The sequence below is a fragment of the Citrobacter sp. S55_ASV_140 genome, assembly GCF_018919505.1.
GTDB classification, from domain to species: domain Bacteria; phylum Pseudomonadota; class Gammaproteobacteria; order Enterobacterales; family Enterobacteriaceae; genus Citrobacter; species Citrobacter werkmanii.
Window position 1 is genome coordinate 1 of sequence record NZ_JAHLQZ010000059.1, and the last position, 21,532, is coordinate 21,532.

General features: G+C 49.7%; 19 protein-coding genes and 1 riboswitch. Of the genes, 10 read left to right on the top strand and 9 right to left on the bottom strand.

Annotation, left to right across the window (positions count from 1 at the left end; genetic code table 11):
* The first annotated feature begins 82 nt into the window (after window positions 1-82).
* The 6 genes from artP to yegS all read left to right on the top strand — a co-directional run bounded on the left by artP (window position 83) and on the right by yegS (window position 4,890).
* Complete coding sequence (artP, locus tag KQJ18_RS11375; protein WP_003027295.1) at window positions 83-811, top strand: arginine ABC transporter ATP-binding protein ArtP; 729 nt, start codon at window positions 83-85, stop codon at window positions 809-811.
* Window positions 812-827: 16 nt separating this feature from the next.
* Complete coding sequence (gene artI, locus KQJ18_RS11380; protein ID WP_003027298.1) at window positions 828-1,559, top strand: arginine ABC transporter substrate-binding protein ArtI; 732 nt, start codon at window positions 828-830, stop codon at window positions 1,557-1,559.
* 6 nt (window positions 1,560-1,565) lie between these two features.
* The gene (gene artQ / locus KQJ18_RS11385) at window positions 1,566-2,282 is read left to right on the top strand and encodes an arginine ABC transporter permease ArtQ (RefSeq protein ID WP_038641891.1); all 717 of its coding nucleotides are present in this window, start codon (window positions 1,566-1,568) and stop codon (window positions 2,280-2,282) included.
* Window positions 2,282-2,950 (top strand): arginine ABC transporter permease ArtM, encoded by a 669-nt coding sequence (gene artM / locus KQJ18_RS11390; protein WP_003844364.1) that lies wholly within the window; start codon window positions 2,282-2,284, stop codon window positions 2,948-2,950. The genes artQ and artM overlap by 1 nt, the downstream gene beginning before the upstream one ends.
* A 178-nt stretch (window positions 2,951-3,128) precedes the next feature.
* Window positions 3,129-3,860, top strand: a complete 732-nt coding sequence (artJ, locus tag KQJ18_RS11395) for an arginine ABC transporter substrate-binding protein ArtJ (RefSeq protein ID WP_061382043.1) — start codon at window positions 3,129-3,131, stop codon at window positions 3,858-3,860.
* A gap of 130 nt (window positions 3,861-3,990) precedes the next feature.
* On the top strand, window positions 3,991-4,890 hold the full coding sequence (yegS, locus tag KQJ18_RS11400; protein WP_038641896.1) for a lipid kinase YegS: 900 nt from the start codon (window positions 3,991-3,993) through the stop codon (window positions 4,888-4,890).
* A gap of 21 nt (window positions 4,891-4,911) precedes the next feature.
* On the opposite strand, the gene fbaB is transcribed toward yegS, so the two are convergent.
* On the bottom strand, window positions 4,912-5,964 hold the full coding sequence (gene fbaB / locus KQJ18_RS11405; protein WP_216421979.1) for a class I fructose-bisphosphate aldolase: 1,053 nt from the start codon (window positions 5,962-5,964) through the stop codon (window positions 4,912-4,914).
* A 252-nt stretch (window positions 5,965-6,216) separates the two neighbouring features.
* Here fbaB and KQJ18_RS11410 point away from each other — a divergent pair, with 252 nt between their 5' ends.
* Genes KQJ18_RS11410 through KQJ18_RS11420 form a run of 3 tightly spaced genes read left to right on the top strand, consistent with a single transcriptional unit; the run spans window position 6,217 to window position 9,460 of the window.
* Entirely contained in the window at window positions 6,217-7,494 is a 1,278-nt protein-coding gene (locus KQJ18_RS11410) for a nucleoside permease (RefSeq protein WP_038641902.1), read from the top strand.
* The gene (locus KQJ18_RS11415) at window positions 7,491-8,495 is read left to right on the top strand and encodes an ADP-ribosylglycohydrolase family protein (protein WP_216421980.1); all 1,005 of its coding nucleotides are present in this window, start codon (window positions 7,491-7,493) and stop codon (window positions 8,493-8,495) included. Before KQJ18_RS11410 ends, KQJ18_RS11415 begins: the two co-directional genes overlap by 4 nt.
* On the top strand, window positions 8,492-9,460 hold the full coding sequence (locus KQJ18_RS11420) for a PfkB family carbohydrate kinase (RefSeq protein ID WP_150345196.1): 969 nt from the start codon (window positions 8,492-8,494) through the stop codon (window positions 9,458-9,460). Before KQJ18_RS11415 ends, KQJ18_RS11420 begins: the two co-directional genes overlap by 4 nt.
* On the opposite strand, the gene KQJ18_RS11425 is transcribed toward KQJ18_RS11420, so the two are convergent.
* From KQJ18_RS11425 to KQJ18_RS11445, 5 genes are all read right to left on the bottom strand, one after another.
* Window positions 9,434-10,180, bottom strand: coding sequence for a GntR family transcriptional regulator (locus KQJ18_RS11425; RefSeq protein ID WP_038641911.1), 747 nt, complete (start codon window positions 10,178-10,180; stop codon window positions 9,434-9,436). The two genes, KQJ18_RS11420 and KQJ18_RS11425, sit on opposite strands and share 27 nt — an antisense overlap.
* A 42-nt stretch (window positions 10,181-10,222) precedes the next feature.
* Window positions 10,223-11,023: a bifunctional hydroxymethylpyrimidine kinase/phosphomethylpyrimidine kinase gene (gene thiD / locus KQJ18_RS11430; protein ID WP_087855934.1), complete on the bottom strand. Its 801-nt coding sequence runs from the start codon at window positions 11,021-11,023 to the stop codon at window positions 10,223-10,225.
* Complete coding sequence (gene thiM, locus KQJ18_RS11435) at window positions 11,020-11,808, bottom strand: hydroxyethylthiazole kinase (RefSeq protein ID WP_087855933.1); 789 nt, start codon at window positions 11,806-11,808, stop codon at window positions 11,020-11,022. The genes thiD and thiM overlap by 4 nt, the downstream gene beginning before the upstream one ends.
* Window positions 11,809-11,839: 31 nt before the next feature.
* A riboswitch (TPP riboswitch) is annotated at window positions 11,840-11,936 on the bottom strand.
* Window positions 11,937-12,155: 219 nt separating this feature from the next.
* Complete coding sequence (locus tag KQJ18_RS11440) at window positions 12,156-12,773, bottom strand: TetR/AcrR family transcriptional regulator (RefSeq protein WP_038641918.1); 618 nt, start codon at window positions 12,771-12,773, stop codon at window positions 12,156-12,158.
* On the bottom strand, window positions 12,766-15,891 hold the full coding sequence (locus tag KQJ18_RS11445) for an efflux RND transporter permease subunit (RefSeq protein ID WP_216421981.1): 3,126 nt from the start codon (window positions 15,889-15,891) through the stop codon (window positions 12,766-12,768). The genes KQJ18_RS11440 and KQJ18_RS11445 overlap by 8 nt, the downstream gene beginning before the upstream one ends.
* An 823-nt stretch (window positions 15,892-16,714) precedes the next feature.
* Between KQJ18_RS11445 and KQJ18_RS11450 the strand changes: the two genes are divergently transcribed.
* Window positions 16,715-17,047, top strand: coding sequence for an RcnB family protein (locus tag KQJ18_RS11450; protein WP_121529274.1), 333 nt, complete (start codon window positions 16,715-16,717; stop codon window positions 17,045-17,047).
* A 51-nt stretch (window positions 17,048-17,098) separates the two neighbouring features.
* Here KQJ18_RS11450 and KQJ18_RS11455 read toward each other — a convergent pair whose 3' ends face one another.
* Genes KQJ18_RS11455 through KQJ18_RS11465 form a run of 3 tightly spaced genes read right to left on the bottom strand, consistent with a single transcriptional unit; the run spans window position 17,099 to window position 21,340 of the window.
* On the bottom strand, window positions 17,099-18,145 hold the full coding sequence (locus tag KQJ18_RS11455; protein ID WP_216421982.1) for a hypothetical protein: 1,047 nt from the start codon (window positions 18,143-18,145) through the stop codon (window positions 17,099-17,101).
* A 9-nt stretch (window positions 18,146-18,154) separates the two neighbouring features.
* Complete coding sequence (locus KQJ18_RS11460) at window positions 18,155-20,644, bottom strand: fimbrial biogenesis outer membrane usher protein (RefSeq protein WP_216421984.1); 2,490 nt, start codon at window positions 20,642-20,644, stop codon at window positions 18,155-18,157.
* Between the two features lie 12 nt (window positions 20,645-20,656).
* Window positions 20,657-21,340 (bottom strand): fimbria/pilus periplasmic chaperone, encoded by a 684-nt coding sequence (locus tag KQJ18_RS11465; RefSeq protein WP_087855929.1) that lies wholly within the window; start codon window positions 21,338-21,340, stop codon window positions 20,657-20,659.
* Window positions 21,341-21,532 lie beyond the last annotated feature (192 nt).

Here is a 21,532-nt window from a genome sequence, read left to right on the forward strand (position 1 = left end):
CGCATAAATATTGCATAACTATTCTGTCAAAGGTAGTATCTGCGGCTTCAATAGCTATCAGACTGCCAGCATACGAGTGTCAATGAGTATTCAATTAAACGGCATTAACTGCTTCTACGGCGCACATCAGGCGCTGTTCGATATCACGCTGGATTGCCCTCAGGGTGAAACACTGGTGTTACTTGGCCCTAGTGGAGCCGGGAAAAGCTCGCTACTGCGTGTACTCAACCTGCTTGAGATGCCGCGCTCGGGCACGCTCTCTATTGCGGGTAACCGTTTCGACTTCACGAAAACACCGTCAGATAAAGCTATTCGCGATCTGCGCCAGAACGTGGGTATGGTTTTTCAGCAATATAATCTTTGGCCGCACCTCACGGTTGTACAGAATCTGATTGAAGCGCCCTGCCGTGTGCTCGGTCTGACAAAAGAGCAAGCAATGGCGCGCGCCGAGAAACTGCTCGAACGTCTGCGTCTGAAGCCCTACAGCGATCGTTATCCGTTGCATCTCTCCGGCGGCCAGCAGCAGCGTGTGGCCATTGCCCGCGCATTAATGATGGAACCGCAGGTGCTGCTGTTTGATGAACCGACCGCCGCGCTTGATCCGGAAATTACCGCGCAAATCGTCAGCATCATTCGTGAGCTGGCGGAAACCAACATTACTCAGGTGATCGTCACCCACGAAGTGGAAGTTGCTCGTAAAACGGCCAGTCGTGTGGTGTATATGGAAAACGGTCATATCGTCGAGTTTGGGGATGCGAGCTGCTTTGCTAACCCGCAAACCGAAGCATTTAAAAACTATCTCTCTCACTAAGATTCGGGACAATACAATGAAAAAAGTTCTGATTGCCGCGCTAATCGCAGGTTTTAGCCTTTCCGCTACCGCAGCCCAAACCATTCGTTTCGCTACCGAAGCGTCTTATCCTCCGTTTGAATCTATCGATGCGAATAACAAGATCGTCGGTTTTGACGTTGATCTGGCGAACGCGCTGTGTAAAGAGATCGATGCTACCTGTACGTTTACCAATCAGGCATTCGACAGCCTGATCCCGAGCCTGAAATTCCGTCGTTTTGACGCGGTGATGGCCGGTATGGACATCACGCCTGAGCGTGAAAAACAGGTCCTGTTTACCACCCCTTACTACGACAACTCTGCGCTGTTTGTTGGCCAGCAGGGTAAATACACCAGCATTGATCAGCTGAAAGGCAAAAAAGTTGGCGTACAAAACGGGACGACGCACCAGAAATTCATCATGGATAAGCATCCGGAAGTGACCACCGTACCGTATGACAGCTACCAGAATGCCAAGCTCGATCTGCAAAACGGTCGCATTGACGGCGTCTTCGGTGATACCGCAGTGGTAACCGAATGGCTGAAAGACAATCCAAAACTGGCCGCTGTTGGCGACAAAGTGACGGATAAAGATTACTTCGGTACAGGTCTGGGCATCGCGGTGCGTCAGGGCAACACTGAGCTGCAGCAGAAATTTAACGCTGCACTGGAAAAAGTGAAGAAAGATGGGACTTACGAGACCATCTACAACAAATGGTTCCAGAAGTAATATTTGATGAATGAATTTTTTCCGTTAGCAAGCGCCGCCGGGATGACCGTCGGCCTTGCGGTTTGTGCGCTGATCATCGGCCTTGCGCTCGCCATGTTTTTTGCCGTCTGGGAGTCCGTAAAATGGCGTCCAGTGGCATGGGCAGGTTCTGCGCTGGTCACCATTCTGCGCGGGTTACCAGAAATTCTGGTGGTTCTGTTTATCTATTTCGGCTCCTCGCAACTGCTGCTGACGCTGGCCGATGGTTTTACGATTAATCTCGGGTTTGTAGAAATCCCGGTACAGATGCAGATCGAAAACTTCGACGTCAGCCCGTTCCTGTGCGGTGTGATTGCGCTGTCTTTGCTGTACGCCGCCTATGCGTCGCAAACGCTGCGTGGCGCGCTGAAGGCCGTGCCGCTCGGACAATGGGAATCCGGTCAGGCGCTGGGTTTGTCTAAAGCCGCGATCTTCTTTCGTCTGGTGATGCCGCAAATGTGGCGTCATGCCTTACCGGGACTGGGTAACCAGTGGCTGGTATTGCTGAAAGATACCGCGCTGGTCAGCCTGATTAGCGTGAACGATCTGATGCTGCAAACCAAAAGCATTGCCACGCGTACCCAGGAGCCATTTACCTGGTACATTGTGGCGGCGGCTATTTACCTGGTGATTACGCTGGTGAGTCAGTACATTCTCAAACGCATTGACCTGCGCGCGACACGTTTTGAGCGGAGACCAGGCTGATGCTTGAGTATTTACCTGAATTGTTGAAAGGGCTGCATACCAGCCTGACGCTGACGGTCGCCTCCATCGTGGTTGCTCTGGTGCTGGCGCTGATTTTTACCGTCATCCTGACGCTAAAAACGCCGGTACTGGTCTGGCTGGTCCGCGCCTATATCACGCTGTTTACCGGTACGCCGTTGCTGGTGCAAATCTTCCTGATCTACTACGGGCCAGGACAGTTCCCGACGCTGCAGGAATATCCGGTACTGTGGCATCTGCTCTCCGAACCGTGGCTGTGCGCGTTAATTGCGCTGTCGTTAAACAGCGCGGCTTACACCACGCAGCTGTTCTACGGCGCTATCCGCGCCATCCCGGAAGGTCAGTGGCAGTCATGCGGTGCATTAGGGATGAGCAAAAAGGATACGCTGGCGATTCTGTTGCCATACGCCTTTAAACGCGCCCTCTCCTCGTATTCCAACGAAGTGGTGCTGGTGTTTAAAAGTACCTCACTGGCTTACACTATCACGCTGATGGAAGTCATGGGTTATAGCCAACTGCTGTATGGTCGCACTTATGACGTCATGGTCTTCGGCGCGGCGGGCGTGATTTACCTGATCGTCAACGGTTTGCTGACGCTGATGATGCGCTTAATCGAACGTAAAGCGCTGGCGTTTGAACACCGGAATTAAGCCGATAACTGCATAAAGCGAAATATAAAAGACGGGCAAGTCTAACAACCGCCCGTCTTTTTTTATATCGATAAAATACTTAATCATTTTTATTGCATATAAATTCATTAGATGGCATTGTTAATTCACGCCGCAGACACGGTAAATCATCATAAGATTGACAGACGGGAGTTCCACCATGAAAAAGTTAGTACTGGCCGCATTACTGGCTACTTTCGCCGCTGGCGCCTCAGCCGCTGATAAAATTAGCTTTGGTGTATCAGCGACTTATCCGCCATTTGAATCGCTGGACGCGAGCAACAAAATTGTCGGTTTTGACATTGACCTGGCAACGGCGCTGTGCAAACAAATGCAGGCGGAATGTACTTTTACCAATCATGCTTTCGACAGCCTGATCCCCGCGCTGAAATTCAAAAAATATGATGCAGTGATTTCCGGAATGGATATCACGCCTGAACGTAGCAAACAGGTTGCGTTCACACAGCCTTACTATGCTAACTCCGCGCTGGTTATTGCCAAGAAAGACGCCTATAAAACCTTTGCCGATCTGAAAGGCAAACGCATCGGTATGGAAAACGGCACCACGCACCAGAAATACCTGCAGGACAAACATCCTGAAGTGAAAACCGTGGCCTATGACAGCTATCAGAATGCGATTATCGACCTGAAAAATGGCCGTATTGATGGCGTATTTGGCGATACCGCCGTCGTTAACGAATGGCTGAAAACTAACCCGCAGTTAGGCGTGGCTACCGACAAAGTGACCGACCCACAATACTTCGGTACCGGTCTTGGCATTGCGGTTCGCCCGGATAACAAAGCCCTGCTGGAAAAACTGAATAACGCACTGGCCGCCATCAAAGCGGACGGCACCTACCAAAAAATCAGCGATCAGTGGTTCCCGCAGTAATTTCCGCTCAATCTGAAAAGCCGCAACCGCGGCTTTTTTTATCTCTTCGCCTGCGCTTTCAGTCAGTTCTTACGCCAGAAATGCATTCATGGCATACACTAGTTAAAACGATAAAGAATGAGGCATAAGGATGATAGCGTTTCCTGCCAGCTTGCTGATCCTCAATGGAAAAAGTGCTGATAATCTCCCTCTGCGTGAAACTATTGCGCAACTTCGCGATGAGGGCGTGGAAATTCATGTACGCGTCACCTGGGAAAAAGGCGACGCTCAACGTTACGTGGATGAAGCGCGTCGATTAGGCGTTGCAACAGTGATTGCCGGCGGCGGCGATGGCACGATCAACGAAGTCTCGACAGCGCTAATCCAGTCGCAGGGCGGCAATGTTCCCGCCCTGGGTATTTTACCGTTGGGAACGGCGAATGACTTTGCCACCAGCGTGGGTATTCCTGAAGCATTGGATAAAGCGTTAAAACTGGCTATCGCCGGAAATGCGACAGAGATCGATATGGTGCAGGTCAATGATAAAACCTGTTTTATCAATATGGCGACCGGCGGCTTCGGCACACGCATCACCACCGAAACGCCAGAAAAACTCAAAGCCGCGCTGGGCGGCGTATCGTATTTTATTCACGGTTTAATGCGCATGGATACGCTCAAACCCGACGTCTGCGACATCCGTGGAGAAGATTTTCACTGGCAGGGCAAAGCGCTGGTGATTGGGATTGGTAATGGCCGCCAGGCCGGTGGTGGACAACAGCTTTGCCCGACGGCGCTGATTAACGACGGATTGCTGCAACTGCGCATTTTTACCGGCGAGGAGTTGCTGCCCGGGCTGCTTTCAGCGTTAACGCAATCCGAAGACAACCCTAATATCATTGATGGCGCTTCATCGTGGTTTGATATCCGCGCCCCACACGAAATTACCTTTAATCTTGATGGCGAACCGCTCAGCGGACAGGAGTTTCATATTGAAATCCTGCCCGCGGCGCTACGTTGCAGATTGCCGCCAGGTTGCCCGTTGTTGCGCTAACAAAACGGCACCCCGCCGCAATCAGGCAATGGTGACTTTGCTGTCCAGATAAACATCCTGCACGGCGTTAATCAGCTTAACGCCGTCGGCCATGGTTTTCTTGAATGCTTTGCGTCCAAGGATCAGCCCCATACCGCCAGCGCGTTTATTAATGACTGCCGTACGTACCGCATCGCTCAGATCGGTTTCTCCACCGGCAGCGCCGCCAGAGTTAATTAATCCGGCGCGCCCCATATAGCAGTTCGCCAACTGATAACGTACCAGGTCAATCGGGTTGTCGCTGGTCAGCTTGTTGTAGACGCGATCGTCGGTGTAGCCAAAGTTAACGGCTTTGTATCCGCCGTTATTTTCCGCCATTTTCTGCTTCACGATATCCGCCCCAATGGTGGCTGCCAGATGGTTAGCCTGACCGGTGAGATCGGCGGAGACATGATAATCCACCCCGTCTTTCTTAAACGCGGAGTTGCGCAGATAAGCCCACAGTACGGTGACCATACCCAGCTCATGGGCACGCTCAAACGCGGCGGAAATCTCTTCAATCTGACGTCGAGACTCCTCAGAACCGAAATAGATAGTCGCCCCGACCGCCACCGCGCCCATATTGAACGCCTGCTCGACGCTGGCATATAACGTCTGGTCAAACGTATTGGGATAACTGAGCGTTTCGTTGTGGTTAATCTTCACAAGGAACGGAATACGGTGCGCGTAACGGCGGGAAACAGAAGCCAGCACGCCATAGGTCGATGCCACGCAGTTACACCCTGCTTCGATTGCCAGTTCCACGATATTCTTTGGATCAAAGTACAACGGGTTTGCCGCAAACGATGCCCCGGCGGAATGCTCCACGCCCTGGTCCACCGGAAGAATCGACAGGTACCCTGTTCCAGCCAGGCGCCCCGTGTTATACAGCGTCTGCATATTACGCAGGACGGCTGGGGGACGGTTGTTATCAACCATTACGCGATCAACGTAATCATGTCCTGGCAGGTAAAGTTGGTCAGAAGGAATGGTCATACAACGATGCTGTAAAAGGCTGTCGGCATCATTGCCAAGCAACTGCGCAATATCAGTCATAGCTATGCTCCCGTAAGTTCCGATTAATAATCGGAACGTGAATTATCCTGACCCGCTTTTTTGCGGGCAGCAATAAGCCTGGTACCGACTGCGCTTTTTTTCCATCTTTAGCGCACTTTTCAGCGATTTCCGCTGGAACGATTCAGGAAGAAATAATGTTAAGGCGGTCAAATTTAGACCGCAAAGGTATTTTAAAGGTATTATCAGGTGGTACTATCAACGCGTACCTTACCTGTCATGAAGGATTTAAAGATGAAAACTACAGTTAAGCTGTCGTTCATGATGTTTGTTGAGTGGTTTATCTGGGGCGCCTGGTTTGTCCCGCTTTGGCTGTGGCTCAGCAAAAGTGGCTTTACCGCGGGTGAAATTGGTTGGTCGTACGCCTGTACCGCCATTGCTGCGATCCTGTCGCCGATTCTGGTCGGCTCTATCACTGACCGTTTCTTCTCGGCGCAAAAAGTCCTCGCCGTATTGATGTTTGTCGGCGCTATCCTGATGTACTTCGCCGCGCAGCAAACCACCTTTAGCGGATTCTTCCCGCTGTTACTGGCCTATTCATTGACCTATATGCCGACAATTGCGTTAACCAACAGTATCGCTTTTGCCAACGTACCGGACGTGGAACGTGATTTCCCACGCATTCGCGTGATGGGCACCATTGGCTGGATTGCGTCTGGTTTGGCCTGCGGCTTCTTGCCGCAAATGCTCGGCTATAGCGATATTTCCCCCACCAATATCCCCCTGCTTGTTACGGCCGGAAGTTCCGCGCTGTTAGGCGTTTTTGCGTTCTTTTTACCAGATACACCGCCGAAAAGTACCGGCAAGATGGATTTCAAAGTCATGCTGGGGCTGGATGCGCTGATCCTGCTGCGGGATAAGAACTTCCTCGTCTTTTTCTGTTGCTCATTCCTGTTTGCCATGCCGCTGGCATTTTATTACATCTTCGCCAACGGTTATCTGACAGAAGTTGGGATGAAAAATGCGACCGGTTGGATGACGCTGGGCCAGTTCTCTGAAATCTTCTTTATGCTGGCGCTGCCGTTCTTCACCAAACGCTTTGGCATTAAAAAGGTATTGCTGCTTGGTCTTATTACTGCGGCTATCCGCTACGGGTTCTTCGTTTACGGCGGTGCGGAAGAATATTTCACTTATGCCCTGCTGTTTCTCGGCATTCTGCTACACGGCGTCAGTTACGACTTCTACTACGTTACGGCCTATATCTATGTCGATAAAAAAGCGCCGGTACACATGCGCACCGCAGCGCAAGGGCTTATCACGCTCTGCTGTCAGGGATTCGGCAGCCTGCTGGGTTATCGCCTGGGCGGCGTAATGATGGAAAAAATGTTTGCCTATAAGGAACCGATTAATGGTCTCACCTTCAACTGGGCGGGCATGTGGGGATTTGGCGCGATCATGATCGCCGTCATTGCCGTGCTGTTTATGATTTTCTTTCGCGAATCAGATAAAGAAATTACCGCCATTCAGGTGGACGATCGCGATGTAGCGTTGAAACAAGGGGAAGTGAAATGAAAGCAGAACGTATTCTCGGTGCTCTTTATGGGCAGGCGTTAGGGGATGCGATGGGCATGCCGTCTGAACTGTGGCCAAGAACCCGGGTTAAAGCACACTTCGGTTGGATCGACCGTTTTTTGCCTGGACCTGCGGAGAATAATGCCGCCTGTTATTTTAACCAGGCGGAGTTTACCGATGACACATCCATGGCCCTGTGTCTGGCTGATGCCTTGCTTGAATGTGATGGAAAGATAGTTCCAGACGTTATTGGCCGCAATATTCTGGCCTGGGCCGAACGTTTCGATGCCTTTAATAAAAACGTGCTTGGTCCAACGTCAAAAATTGCGCTAAATGCCATTCGCAACGGCAAACCTGTTGCCGAACTGGAAAATAATGGCGTCACTAACGGAGCGGCAATGCGCGTTTCGCCGCTGGGATGTCTGCTGCCCGCGCGCGATCTCGATACCTTTATTGATGACGTCGCACTGGCCTCCAGCCCGACACATAAATCGGATCTGGCTATCGCCGGCGCTGTCGTCATCGCGTGGACGGTGTCGCGTGCTATCGACGGAGGAAAATGGTCGGAGATCGTCGACGCGCTGCCTGCCATTGCCCGACATGCGCAGCAAAAACGGATCACCACCTTTAGCGCCTCGCTCTCTGCCCGCCTTGAACTGGCGCTAAAAATCGTTCGTCATGCCGATGGTATAGAGTCCGCCAGCGAGCAGTTATACCAGGTCGTTGGGGCCGGAACCAGCACCATTGAGTCCGTGCCCTGCGCCATCGCGATGGTCGAACTGGCGCAGACCGATCCTAACCGCTGCGCCATTCTGTGCGCGAATCTTGGGGGCGATACCGACACCATCGGGGCAATGGCGACCGCTATTTGCGGTGCGTTACATGGCGTAAGCGCGATTGACCCGGCATTGAAACAGGAACTGGATGCGGTAAATCAGCTGGACTTTACCCGCTATGCCAGCGGATTACTGCGACTGCGCGGACAACGGGAGGCGCTATGAACAGCACCACGCGTCTGCAACAACTTCTCCCCCAGTTAGGTTCACACAGGCCGGTTACGGTGGTGGGGGCAGCGGTCATTGATGTTATTGCCGATGCGTATGCCCTCCCCTGGCGCGGGTGTGATATCGAGCTTAAGCAGCAAGGCGTTAACATTGGCGGCTGCGCGCTCAATATTGCCGTTGCGCTCAGGCGTTTAGGTATCAGCGCCAGCAATGCGCTACCGCTGGGTCAGGGGGTATGGGCCGATATTATCCGCAACCGGATGGCAAAAGAGGGATTGCATAGCCTGATCGACAACGCAGAAGGCGATAACGGTTGGTGTCTGGCGCTGGTGGAACCGGATGGCGAACGAACCTTTATGTCTTTTAGCGGCGTCGAAAACCAGTGGAACACCGACTGGTTGGCGCATCTGAACATCCCGCGTAACAGCCTGGTCTATCTGTCAGGCTATCAGTTAGCCTCTCCATGTGGCGAGCTGCTGGCACAGTGGCTGGAAGGTCTGGAAGACGTGACGCCGTTTATCGATTTTGGTCCGCGAATCGGCGATATTTCAGACGCCTTAATGGCGCGAATCATGGCCTGCCGACCACTGGTATCACTCAATCGACAGGAAGCCGAAATTGCCGCCGAGCGGTTTGCATTAAGCCAGGATGTAGAGGGTTTTGGCGCAGAATGGGTGCGTCGTTTCGCCGCACCGGTGGTGATACGCCACGATAAAGACGGCGCGTGGTATTTCAGCGCGCAAACATCCGGTTGCGTACCAGCATTTAAGACGACCGTCGTGGATACCATTGGCGCGGGCGACAGCCACGCCGGCGGCATGCTGGCCGGACTGGCGTCAGGCTGGCCGCTGGCTGATGCGGTACTGCTGGGCAATGCGGTGGCTTCCTGGGTAGTCGGGCATCGCGGCGGCGATTGCGCCCCCTCGCGAGAGGCGTTACTCCTCGCACACAAAGACGTATAGATCGCTTCGGCAATAGCTGATGCTGTATTCAATGGGCCGTTGCTGCTGGTCAAGCGCTACCTGCTTGATCACCAGCACCGGCACTTTGCTGTCCATTTGAATGTGTGCCTGGAACTCTGCGTCAGGCATCCGGGCGCTGACGCGTGAGCGCGTGCGCTGCGGGAAGATATGCTGGCTGCGAAAATAGTCGTACAGCGAAACGCCGATGGCATCCACATCATGGATTAGTTGGACCGGCACCCATGACTCTTCAATAGAAACGGCGTCTTCATCGACATAGCGAATACGTTTGAGCAGAAAAACGTCACTCCCGGCGGCAACAGCCAACTGCTGCGCTACCTCTTCCGGACAAGGCACAATGCGCTTATTGACCCACAGCGTATCTGGTTTTTTACCGCGTAAAACGACCTGCTGCGAAAAACCCCGCGCTTCTTTAAGCGAATACTCGAAGATGTTGTTGATCTGCGTCCCGTAACCGCGGGCGCGTGTCACCACGCCTTCTTCCTCCAGGGCCTGCATCGCCTTGCGTACCGTAATTCGCGACACGCCGGTCAACTGACTGAGATCGCGCTCGCCGGGCAGGATATTGCCATGCTCAAGGATCCCGCAGCGCACAGCGTTTTTCACCGTTTGCGCAAATTTCATATACAGCGGCGTGTTATCTGCCGCTGCAATGCGTTCATTCAGTTGCGCGATAAGCTGGGTATGCGCTTGTTCCATTTATCTTTTTCCAGGCAGACGTTTCTGCTGCCAGTATACTCATTACCACCACGCGTGGAAATGATGCACCGGACCTATTCCCTGCCCGACTTCAAGGGTGTCGGCTTGTGCCAGCGCAGCTGAAAGCCACAGCTTGGCTTCCTGTACCGTATCAGCCCAGTTATTATGCCGTGGACGCAGCGCCGCCAGCGCTGCGGACAGCGTACAACCGGTACCGTGGGTGTTTTTAGTGATAACACGGGGCGCAGTAAAACGCTGTTCGCCGTCACGGGTAAACAGCCAGTCCGGGCTTTGCGCATCCTCCAGATGACCGCCTTTCATCAGCACCGCCTCACAGCCCAGCGCTCGCAGCGCCCTTCCCTGTTCTAACATCTCCTGTTCCGTTTGCGCATGCGATGCGCCGAGCAATGCCGCGGCCTCCGGCAAATTTGGGGTGATAATTGAAACCTGCGGCAGCAAACGGGTACGCAGCGTTTCTACCGCCGCGGGCGACAGTAACGGATCGCCGCTTTTCGCCAGCATTACCGTATCCAGCACCACATTTTGCACCCGATGGCGGTGCAAACGTTCGGCGACCGCTTCAACAATATCCGCTTCCGCCAGCATGCCGATTTTGGTGGTGTCGATACGTACATCGCTGAACACCGAGTCCAGTTGCGCAGCGACAAAGTCAGGTTCAATGCGATACACCGACTGCACCCCGCGCGTATTTTGCGCCACCAACGCCGTGATCACCGAACAGCCGTAAGCGCCAAGCGCGGAGAACGTTTTTAAATCGGCCTGAATACCCGCGCCACCACTGGGATCGGTTCCGGCAATCGTTAATGCGTTAATCCGTTTCATGCTTGCTCCTGCGCGTTCAGGTTATAGAGGGCGTCGAGAAATACCGGGACAAAACTGCCCGGCCCGGTCGATTGTTGCGTGGCGATTTGTCCGGCCTGTTTCATCCAGCTACAGGCGGAGGCGACGTTATCAAGCCGGTCACCGGGCAGTGCGCAACTGGCCGCAACGACCGCAGATAGCGCACATCCGGTGCCGACCACGCGCGTCATCAACGGATCGCCGCCATTCACGCAGACGGTGCGCAGGCCATCGGTAACATAGTCCACTTCGCCGGTCACCACGACGATGGTCTCTACCTGACGGGCCAGCTCCTGGGCCGCGCCGAGCGCAGCGGCTGGCGTATCGGTCGTGTCCACGCCACGCCCCCCGCCGTTCATTCCTGCCAGCGCCAGTATTTCCGAGGCATTACCGCGAATTACGGCTGGCTGTAGCGACAGTAAATCCAGACAGAAGCGGCGGCGAAACTCAAGAGCGCCCACGGCAACGGGATCGAGTGTCCAGGGGGTTTTAGCAAGAAGCGCCTGCTCAACGGCGGCGCGCATCGCCGTGGCCCGCTCCAGGGTAAGCGTGCCGACGTTAACCAGCAATGCGCTGGCGATAGCCGCAAACTGGCTGGCTTCTTCAGGTTCAACCACCATCGCAGGTGATGCGCCTAACGCCAGCAGCGTATTGGCGGTAAAGTTTTGCACGACCTCATTGGTCATACAGTGCGTGAGGGGGGAAAGCGTTCTAAAGTGGTGTAAGGCATGGGCCGCGAGCGCGCGGCTGTGCAGGTCAGGCTGCATGGTTCAGCTCCTGCCCGCGCGAAGAAGGGACACGAGCAGTGTCAGACTTCCCTACGCTGGCATTATCCAGATCAGGTGGTACGGGTATTTCTCAGCCTTCACAAAGAAGGGCACCCCGAGTCGTTTTACATAAAACTCAATAATATTAAAGGATAGCGAGAGAAACTTACATACTCGAGCCCCTGCTATCCATTTACTGAATGGCGGAATGTATCCACACCACATACTTTACCAGTCAGTGAGGGAAGTGAACAGCAGGGGTTGATTCTGGAAAGGATGATCATTGGCGCAGGCGACGTCATCCACTCAGGCATTTCGTATAGCGTCTCAATGCGGGGACACAACGATCATCCCTGCTTAAATTTCCAGGCAGACAGAAACGTTGCCACTGAACATTCAGCCAGTTTCTCAAGTTTATGGGGATCAACTGCTTTTTGCGCAATTATTGCACCAGGAAGGAGATAACCCATAATGGCCCCGAGGAAAGCCGTAGCCTGTAATTCAGGATCATCTAGCGTTACTATTCCTTCATTATTTTTCTGTTCCAGAATTTCCGTCAACGCCTGCAAAACGCGTCCAGAGTTTCTTTGCTCCAGCATGACATGTAAATCGGGCTTTTGAACCAGCACTTGAATCAATAAACGCTGGAAATGGATATTCTCCGGAGTATAGAAATGATTCTGTACAACCCGGGCAAACCCTCTCAGGAGATCGGGAAAATCCAGTTGCTCCTGGAGCAACTGGCGTAAAGGCGGCTGCATTTTGTCATTCAGAAATTCAAACGTCGCCAGCAGGAGAGCATCCTTTCCCCCTGGAAAATGGCTGTAAAGTGTCGGCCGCGTTGTCCCTGCTTCACTGGCAATAGTATCAAGAGACACGTCAATGCCATGCTTGAGAAACAGCTCACATGCCGTTTGTAAAATGCGAGGACGGGACTTCATTGGCCGCCCGCGTTGATTAACCATTATTGCATTCCTTACGTTTGTCTTTTTTCAGTCTCGAGATTCCCTGCTGAATGAGAATAAAAAATATTGGGACAAAGAGCAGCGTCAGTAACGTGCCGGTGAGCATACCGCCGATTACCGAAGTTCCAATCTCTTTTTGGCTGGAGGCCCCTGCGCCAGTAGAGAGTACCAGAGGGATAACACCAACAACAAATGCCAGAGACGTCATGATGACAGGACGTAAGCGTAATCTTGCTCCTTCAAAAGCAGCCTGAATCAAAGGTTTACCCTTGCGGATTTGCGCCAGAGCAAATTCAATAATGAGAATTGCATTTTTTGCTGAGAGCCCCATCGTTGTGAGTATACCCACCTGGAAGTAGACATCATTTTCAAATCCGGCGATCAAGGCTGCGCTCACTGCGCCGAGAACCCCAAGTGGGATAATCAGCAGCACAGCAATGGGCACAGACCAGCTTTCATATAAAGCAGCCAGACATAAAAATACGAACGCAACGGAGGCAAGATATACCCATAGTGTCTGTGCCGAAGAAGCCTGTTCCTGCCATGATATCCCGCTCCACTGCAGATCAAATCCTTCAATTGGCGCTATCAGCCGGGCCATTTCAGCCATTGCTGCCCCAGAACTTATTCCCGGAGCTGCGTCTCCTTGAAATTGCACAGCAGGTAATCCATTGAATCGCTGAAGCATTTGTGGACCAGTAGTCCAGCGGAAGGAAGCAAAACTGGCGAATGAGGTCATATTATCGCTACTGTTACGTACAAACCAGGAGGATAAGTTTTCAGGTAGTGAACGCCATGGCGCATCACCTTGTATATAAACCCTTTTTACACGGCCACGGTCAATAAAGTCATTAACGTAAATCCCTCCCCATGCAGCAGAAAGCGTTTCGTTGATATCCGCCTGTTCAAGGCCGTGAGCTTGTGCTTTTTGTCTGTCAATATCTACCTGCAGCAACGCCTTCTCGGCCAGGGTGTTCATTCGCACAGCGCTCAGATTTTGGTTTTCTCTGGCAGCCGTAAGTAACAATGTTTGCGCCTGATTAAGACTGTGGTAACCGCGGTCTGAAATGTCCTGAAGCCATAATTCGAACCCGCTGGATTGTCCTAGCCCCCGAACTGTGGGTGGCGATACAATGCTGACAGAGGCGTTCTGAGACGTTTGATTAAAATATTGATTAGCTCTTGCGATAATAGCCTGAGCGCTGTTAGTTTCCCCCTGACGTTCGTTCCAGTGCTTTAACTCAGCAACGGACATTCCCACATTTTGCCCGCTACCTGCGTTATTTCGTCCAGCGACAGTAAATATAGCGTTAAGATTGGCATTCTCCCGCGTCATGAAATAGCGTGTGATTTCATCTCCAACCCTCTGAGTCATTGACATTGGCGCCCCTGGAGGAAGAGTGAACTGGATTGATATTGCCCCCTGATCCTCCTCCGGAAGAAAACTGGTCGCGAGTTTTTGATATTGCCAAACCATGAACATCGACATCAGAAAAGCGAGAATAATGATTCTCACAGGGCGTGCTGATATTTGCGCGAGCACATTAATATAACGATGCTGGCTTTTTTCGACATACCTGTTGAAATGAGTGAAGAATTTCCCTTTCTTCTCATTTCGGCTTTTAAGCAAATGAGCGCACAATGTAGGGGTTAAAGTCAGTGCAACCAGCACGGAAAGCACCATAGCAGAAACAATGGTGACCGTGAACTGGCGGTAAATAATGCCGACTGAGCCACCAAAAAACGCAACTGGAATAAAAACTGCGGATAAGACCAGCGCGATACCTATTAATGCACCGGTTATTTCCCGCATGGAGTTTAGCGTAGCCTGCAGCGGCTCGAGATGTTCTTCTTCCATTACTCGTTCGACATTCTCAACCACGACAATCGCGTCGTCGACAAGTAACCCAATGGCAAGCACCATGGCAAAAAGTGTTAAGGTATTGATGCTATACCCTAGCAGGCTGAGGATGCCGAATGTGCCCAATAATACGACAGGTACCGTCAATGAGGGAATTAATGTGGCTCTCCAGTTTTGTAAGAACAGATACATTACCACCACAACAAAAACGATCGCTTCAATCAGCGTCTGCACAACATTTGTGATGGACACCGTCACAAACGGAGTACTGTCACGAGGATAGGCAACTACAATGCCTTGCGGAAATCGATCTTTTAATCTGTTAACTTCAGCGCGAACCTTTTCAGCAGTTTCCAGAGCATTAGCTCCGGATGCGAGTTGAATAGATATTCCAGCCGCAGGATGACCATTAAGTGTGGTCAGATTCTGATAGTTTTCAGCCCCGAGTTCGACTCGAGCAACATCTCGCAAATATACAGCTGAGCCATCATTATTTGTCCGAAGAATGATACTTTCAAATTGCGTCGATGTTTCCAGGCGGGACTGGGCGGTCACCGTCGCATTCAGATACTGATCATTGAGAGAAGGAAGAGAGCCAATTTCTCCGCTGGTAACTTGCGAATTTTGTGCCTCGATAGCCGTTTGTACATCAGAGGGCATCAAACCATAATTATTGAGCTGATGTGGGTTGAGCCAAATCCGCATAGCATATTGCGCACCAAAAACTGTTGTTTCTCCCACCCCCTTAACTCTACTTAAGGGCTCCTGCAACGTGTTGATAAGGAAGTCGCTGATATCGACACTGGTTAAACGGTCGTTCTGGTCATATAAGGAGATAACCATCAGGCTATCTCCCTGTGATTTAGTCACAGAAAGTCCCTGTTGTTGCACTTCCTGCGGTAGCCGTGTCATAGCCTGGTTTACAGCATTTTGTACCTGGACCTGGGCTATATCGGGATTGATACCTTGTTCAAAACTAAGGCTAATACGGGACTGGCCAGCTGAACTGCTGGTTGAAGAAAAATAAAGCAGACCATCAATTCCTTTTATTTGCTGTTCAAGTAGCTGCGTTACGCTGTCCTCAACGTTTTGCGCAGAAGCGCCTGGGTAGTTTGCCGTAACGTTCACCCCCGGTGGCGCAATATCCGGATACTGCTCAACAGGCAGTGTTAAAAGAGCCAGGATACCAGCAGAAACGATGCAAATAGCAATGACCGCGGAGAACACAGGACGGAAAATAAAGAAGTGAGCCAGCATCGTGTTTTCCTCCGTTTAGTCAATGGGGTCGCGCAGTGAAAACACGTGCGGAGGCCTGGCTCGTTGAATAAAAGCCATATGCGATGTTTGCCACAAATTAAAAACAGGTTGAGGTATGGGTAATTTGACCGTTGCTGGGCATAGCAGAATATTGATTGCTTTCGCGACAATGTATCTGCTGATTTCGAGGCAAGACATTGTTCGTTGATGTTCACGCCATAAATAGTCATAGGTTTGGATAGTGAAACTATTTTGGAGTAGTAAAAAACGTAAATAGCTGAGTCGTAACTGCATATGCTGATAATTCAAATCGGTACACTGAAAGCAAGCCTGCTCCCGGTCCCGCATGACAAGACAGCGATCAACCGTCTTTGGCTCTACAGCCCCCCCTCCAGGCAGAGATGCCTTAAGATGACATGACAAAGTCATTAACAATATGAAAATTAATAACTTTTCCCATTTACTAAAGTTCGTCATAGTAAAGCCTCGCCAATTTATTTACTTTACAGTAAAGTAAATAAATTGATTAAACAAGCATCAACTTTTTTACTCCATTCCAGTAGTGGGTTTTCTTGAAGACAATTGTTCCGGGTCACAGAAACCGGAGCAACTCATGTATGCTGTGGAACAGCGCTACCCTGAGTTGATATGCAAAAACGTGACACCTCATCGCTAAATTGCCACTCGAAATTGTCGCAATGCTGTACATTCATTTACACTTTTTACGAAATTACTGGAGTGATAACAAAAAAGTCCTTGTCAGATGCCCTGTAAGCCAGGAATGATACATGACTGATTTTGATGACCCGAAGAGGTAGAGAAGATGGGTATGAAGAATAAAATGTTGCTGGGTGCACTCCTGCTTGCGAGCAGTGTCGTCTGGGCCGCGCCGGCTGCAACAGCTGCCCCCACCGGTATCGATAAATATGAGCTGAGCAGCTTTATTGCTGACTTCACCCATTTCAAACCCGGTGACAAAGTTCCACCACTGTATCTCACCAGCGAATACACTATTAAGCAGTGGAATCTGCGCAACCTGCCCGCACCGACAGCAGGCACCCACTGGACCTACATGGGCGGCGCGTATGTGCTGGTCAATGATGCCGATGCTAAGATCATTAAAGCCTACGACGGCGAGATTTTTTATCATCGGTGAAAAAACACGCACTCGCTCTGATGAGGGAGTGCGTAAAATACCATAGCGTGATCAATCATAATCGATAACAATTTTTACACGGCTTAGTACCTGCCCGGCTTTAAATATCTTATCTCCATAAGGAGTGTATTTATATTTCAGCGGTATAATCGTATTTCTGGCCACGTTTTCTTTTAAATCTCCCCATGCTATCAGATCATAATGATTATTGCTTAAATTAACTACAGAACCATCTTTTATTAACTCAAAGCCAATATTTCCAGCGCTATCACTATTCGTATATTCATTAGGTAAAACATTACCGACAGCATTATCAGAAACGAATCTGTAATGAACTGCTCTTGTGGCATAGGCCACAATTTGGTCACAATCAATTTTCACTTCGGCATCAGCATCATGCACAAGCCCTTTACTTACATCTCCGTAATTTATGTTGCTAACTTTAACGGTAGTATCATTGAAAGAACATGTGGTTGGAGTGTAATTAAACTTAACTCTTATATATTGTTTTAAATTATAAGAATCCGATCCGGAACTTTCATTAAAACGCACATGATCTTTAAGAGTCACAGTTTCCCCTATTTTTTTTATTTCAGATGAAACAGATTTATTTTTCGTTAATCTGTATTTAGTTGCATAGGTTACCTTAGAATTAAGATCATCTCTCGGAAAATTAAAATAATAACGAGCAAAACCCAAAAAACTATTTACAATGCTATAAGGCCCGAGTGAACCATTAACAGACAACTGAACTTCAACATATACACCTTCATTATTTCCAGTTGTTAATACCTGATAATATTCAGAGGTGCCAGATTCTTGACTTTTGGCTATTAAATAATAAGGCGAGCCTGGGTTAGACGTTCCAAAGTCACAATGATAGGTACTATTTCCTCCCGTAAAATTAAGAGGAATACCTTCTTTTGATTGAAATGAATTAAGAGAGGCATCATTTAAATCCAACTCAATCACTTCACTTTCAGCTATTGCACCAGCAGTACTTGGGTTAAAATCAAAATATTGAAATGAAACCGGAAAACAATTGCAGAGTACTGAGCTTGACATCATAACCAAAATTAATCCCAGGATAAATCTCATATCTCCTCCTCACCGACAAATATAAACTTTACTTTCATCAATCGTTTTACCAAAGGAGATTGAGCATGAAAGTCCCTGTTGTTTATCCACTGCGACTTTAATTTCCGGCGGCACACTGTCGGTACGAATAAAGAGCTGGCTGCCCTGACCGACCAGGCCAATATTATTCCCTTGGTTATCTTCCACCTCATAACCAAAAGTTAACGGTGAACCATCCGGGCGCTGGGCGCGAATAAACCAGGGCTGCCGTTGGTCGGTATCGAATTTCACCAGCACCACGGCGCCGCGATAAGGCGCGGCACTGTGTCGGTTACCCAATAGCTCGGTTTTACTGTCGGTATTAGAAACGTCCAGCGTCAGGCTATTTTCCCGGTACGGGGTCAACATATCATATAACACCACACCGCTGCGGTTAGTGGTGCGGTAACGTTGCCCGTTGACGTAGGCGCCTTGCAGTCCCGGCGCCTGCATTACTGCAAAAGTATCGGAAAGGCGGTTCGCAAGATTCACCCCGCCGGACCAGGCCACTATCCCGCCCGAAATATTACCACCCGCCTGCCGGTATTTATTAGACTGGCTATAGCTACCGCTTAGTTTAGCAATCGGTGCGTTCCAGGTTAAGTTGGTGCCTGCCGTCGTTTCGCTGTCCTGGCGCTGATGGCTCAGGTTAACGCCATAGTTAAACTGGTCGCGATCGCCCATCGTCCCGGAAAGTCCGGTATTGTTTGAGGAAAACCCATCGTTATTAAAGGTCGTTGAGTTAGATAAATATATCTGGCGGCGTCTTGAGGTAATATCATCCCCCCAGTCAAACGGAACAGAAATTAAAAGGTTAAAACGCTTATCCTCGCGATGATCCTCGTCATAGGTCTGGCTGGCCGAAAAGGTATAGCTAATACGTTGCCAGTTATTGGTATAACTCAACTGATAATCCTTACTCGTGCCACTACGCTCCCAGTAATCGCGCCACAATATACTTAGTGATAAGGAACCATAGCCCGCCGGTAAAGTTTGGCTCACATTGGCGGAAAAACTGTTTTTGCGACCAAAATCATACTGGTAATAATCCGCTATGTCATAAACATCATTTTCATCACGATGATAGCTGTCTTTATTATTGGCCCAAACGTGATCGTTAAAAGTCCGATAATCCCGTGATGAGTATCGATAGGCAGCAAGGCCAAAACGCGTGGCGGTTTGTGTCAAATATTTATTATAAGCAATTTGATAGCTTTGCCCATCAAATACATCACCATTATCCTGTTTACTGTGTGAACGCGTCGCATCCACGGAGATTGCGCCAATTCGGGTATTCCAGCCAGTTCCTAACGTGAACGAATTATAGTTATCAGCGAGCATCGTACCGCCATATAACGTTAATAGGTTACTCCACCCATATTGATAGCTCATCTGCGCAAAGTCGGTCTGATTACTTGCCCCTTCGATATGGCTACGTCCGGCGGCAAAATCATATTTTGAGACCCCAGGCTGCAACATGTTAGGTACCGCTGCATATGGCACCAGATAGGTGGTAACCGATCCATCGGCTTCTTTGATGCTAACATCAAGATCTGCACCTCCCCCTGCTAACTGCAAATCCGCGATAGAAAACGGGCCTGGCGGTACTTCTTTCTGATACACCACAAAACCGTTCTGCTCAATAGTGACCAGCGCATTGCTCTGCGCAATCCCCTGCACCACCGGGGTAAAGCTTTGTTTTGAGTTGGGTAACATCTGCATATCACGGTATAAACGCACCCCACGAAAGCGTACCGAGTCAAAAATATCAGATGAGGTGTACATATCCCCGGCGCGTAACGTGCCGAGAATTTGTGGAATACCGTATTCCAGATAAAGGGTGTTACTTTTCCATTCCCCGCTGCTGTCATCCGTTTTGTTGTAGCTGGCATCGGAATGCAACTGCCAGCCCAGCAGGTTTAATCCACTGGTAAATCGCGCATAGGTACTTTTGCTGTTACCAGAATTCTTATAGTCGCTATTGTACTGGCTGAGATAATAGGAGGTATAAAGGGCATTGATACCGCGATCCCAGCTTTCCGGCGGCACATAGCCATTTTCCAGCTCGTCAACGTAGGCCTGGGGTACGCTAAGATCTAACTGAAATTTTCCTATGTTCCAGCGATAACTCCCGCCCTGCACCGCTTGCTCAAGAGAAAGGCAGTTTTTGGTTTTATCAAGCTTATCGGTATTAATCCCTAAACGCGTGATGGTATCGCGAGTCAGGCAGGTTTCAGCAGCCGTATCTTTAACTGTAATCTCATATTTGCCGCGCCACTGTTTATTAACGTAGATATCCACATCATATTGTCCAGGTAAAGGATGATTATCATCAACGCGTAAAGCAGAAATTTTTTCGCCCTTCATCCCGCCCATCATAAAGTGTGTATCAAAAGTTTCTTCTGCCGACAGGACAGAAAAAGACAACAAAGACAACAAAGACAATAATATCGCAGAAGCAAGCGGGGTCATCCTTAACATAATCAGCTCCTGTCATCTCAGGCTGACGTTATCACTTATATAATTGCCATGATCATCAATAATAGTTAGCTTATACTGACTGGCATTACTATTTTTCACCGTAAAAGATTCGCTGGATAATGGCGCAACCATCACCGAGTCATTATTTATCTTGATACTGCCAGCTTTAACTTCCGTGACCGTTATCCAGTTAGCACTGCTATTTTTTATAGAAAAATTTCTTCCACTATGGTTTAACGATAATTTCTTAAAACTTTCTTTATTAACTGGTGCAACACCTGCAGGACGATAAAAGAGCTTAATCCGGTTCTGCATGGCAAATTTAAGTACATTTTTACCATCATATGCCGGATTATTGGGTGGGATATCCAACACATTGAGATAAAACAGACTCTCTTTATTATTTGGTAGCATATTAGGCATTTTCTTAATTTTAAGCTGCTGCCCTGAATTTCCCGCTACTTTAGCGACTGGAGGCGTCAGCAAAAAAGGGACCTGAATCTTCTCGGGTGGCAGCGTTGTATTACCATCATCAATCCAGGCCTGTATCAAAGAAGCGCTTTTTTCCTGGTTCATCAACTGTATAACTATTTCATTTTTTTCTGCAGGGTAAATTACTCTTGTGCCATAAATCACTATCCCTGCCTGAGCCGGTGTCATAAGTGATAATGTAATTACCGCGCCTAATATTTTCATTTTAATTCCCTTTTTATACCGGCAACCAGGGTTGCCGGTATAACACTAATCCTGAACAACAATCAGTTTTATATTTGCTTTTACTTCACCTGTACCAACGGGAGCACCCGCAGCACCTATAGCCTTTGCATAACGAGCCGAAAGTCGAAGCCCGTATTGAGTATTACCCTCAGTTGATAAACCCAACCGTTC

What these genes read in the sequence shown, in the direction of transcription:
- artP (WP_003027295.1), top strand. Translation starts at nt 83, where the DNA reads ATGAGTATTCAATTAAACGGCATTAACTGCTTCTACGGCGCACATCAG.
- artI (WP_003027298.1), top strand. Translation starts at nt 828, where the DNA reads ATGAAAAAAGTTCTGATTGCCGCGCTAATCGCAGGTTTTAGCCTTTCC.
- artQ (WP_038641891.1), top strand. Translation starts at nt 1,566, where the DNA reads ATGAATGAATTTTTTCCGTTAGCAAGCGCCGCCGGGATGACCGTCGGC.
- artM (WP_003844364.1), top strand. Translation starts at nt 2,282, where the DNA reads ATGCTTGAGTATTTACCTGAATTGTTGAAAGGGCTGCATACCAGCCTG.
- artJ (WP_061382043.1), top strand. Translation starts at nt 3,129, where the DNA reads ATGAAAAAGTTAGTACTGGCCGCATTACTGGCTACTTTCGCCGCTGGC.
- yegS (WP_038641896.1), top strand. Translation starts at nt 3,991, where the DNA reads ATGATAGCGTTTCCTGCCAGCTTGCTGATCCTCAATGGAAAAAGTGCT.
- fbaB (WP_216421979.1), bottom strand. Translation starts at nt 5,964, where the DNA reads ATGACTGATATTGCGCAGTTGCTTGGCAATGATGCCGACAGCCTTTTA.
- KQJ18_RS11410 (WP_038641902.1), top strand. Translation starts at nt 6,217, where the DNA reads ATGAAAACTACAGTTAAGCTGTCGTTCATGATGTTTGTTGAGTGGTTT.
- KQJ18_RS11415 (WP_216421980.1), top strand. Translation starts at nt 7,491, where the DNA reads ATGAAAGCAGAACGTATTCTCGGTGCTCTTTATGGGCAGGCGTTAGGG.
- KQJ18_RS11420 (WP_150345196.1), top strand. Translation starts at nt 8,492, where the DNA reads ATGAACAGCACCACGCGTCTGCAACAACTTCTCCCCCAGTTAGGTTCA.
- KQJ18_RS11425 (WP_038641911.1), bottom strand. Translation starts at nt 10,180, where the DNA reads ATGGAACAAGCGCATACCCAGCTTATCGCGCAACTGAATGAACGCATT.
- thiD (WP_087855934.1), bottom strand. Translation starts at nt 11,023, where the DNA reads ATGAAACGGATTAACGCATTAACGATTGCCGGAACCGATCCCAGTGGT.
- thiM (WP_087855933.1), bottom strand. Translation starts at nt 11,808, where the DNA reads ATGCAGCCTGACCTGCACAGCCGCGCGCTCGCGGCCCATGCCTTACAC.
- KQJ18_RS11440 (WP_038641918.1), bottom strand. Translation starts at nt 12,773, where the DNA reads ATGGTTAATCAACGCGGGCGGCCAATGAAGTCCCGTCCTCGCATTTTA.
- KQJ18_RS11445 (WP_216421981.1), bottom strand. Translation starts at nt 15,891, where the DNA reads ATGCTGGCTCACTTCTTTATTTTCCGTCCTGTGTTCTCCGCGGTCATT.
- KQJ18_RS11450 (WP_121529274.1), top strand. Translation starts at nt 16,715, where the DNA reads ATGGGTATGAAGAATAAAATGTTGCTGGGTGCACTCCTGCTTGCGAGC.
- KQJ18_RS11455 (WP_216421982.1), bottom strand. Translation starts at nt 18,145, where the DNA reads ATGAGATTTATCCTGGGATTAATTTTGGTTATGATGTCAAGCTCAGTA.
- KQJ18_RS11460 (WP_216421984.1), bottom strand. Translation starts at nt 20,644, where the DNA reads ATGTTAAGGATGACCCCGCTTGCTTCTGCGATATTATTGTCTTTGTTG.
- KQJ18_RS11465 (WP_087855929.1), bottom strand. Translation starts at nt 21,340, where the DNA reads ATGAAAATATTAGGCGCGGTAATTACATTATCACTTATGACACCGGCT.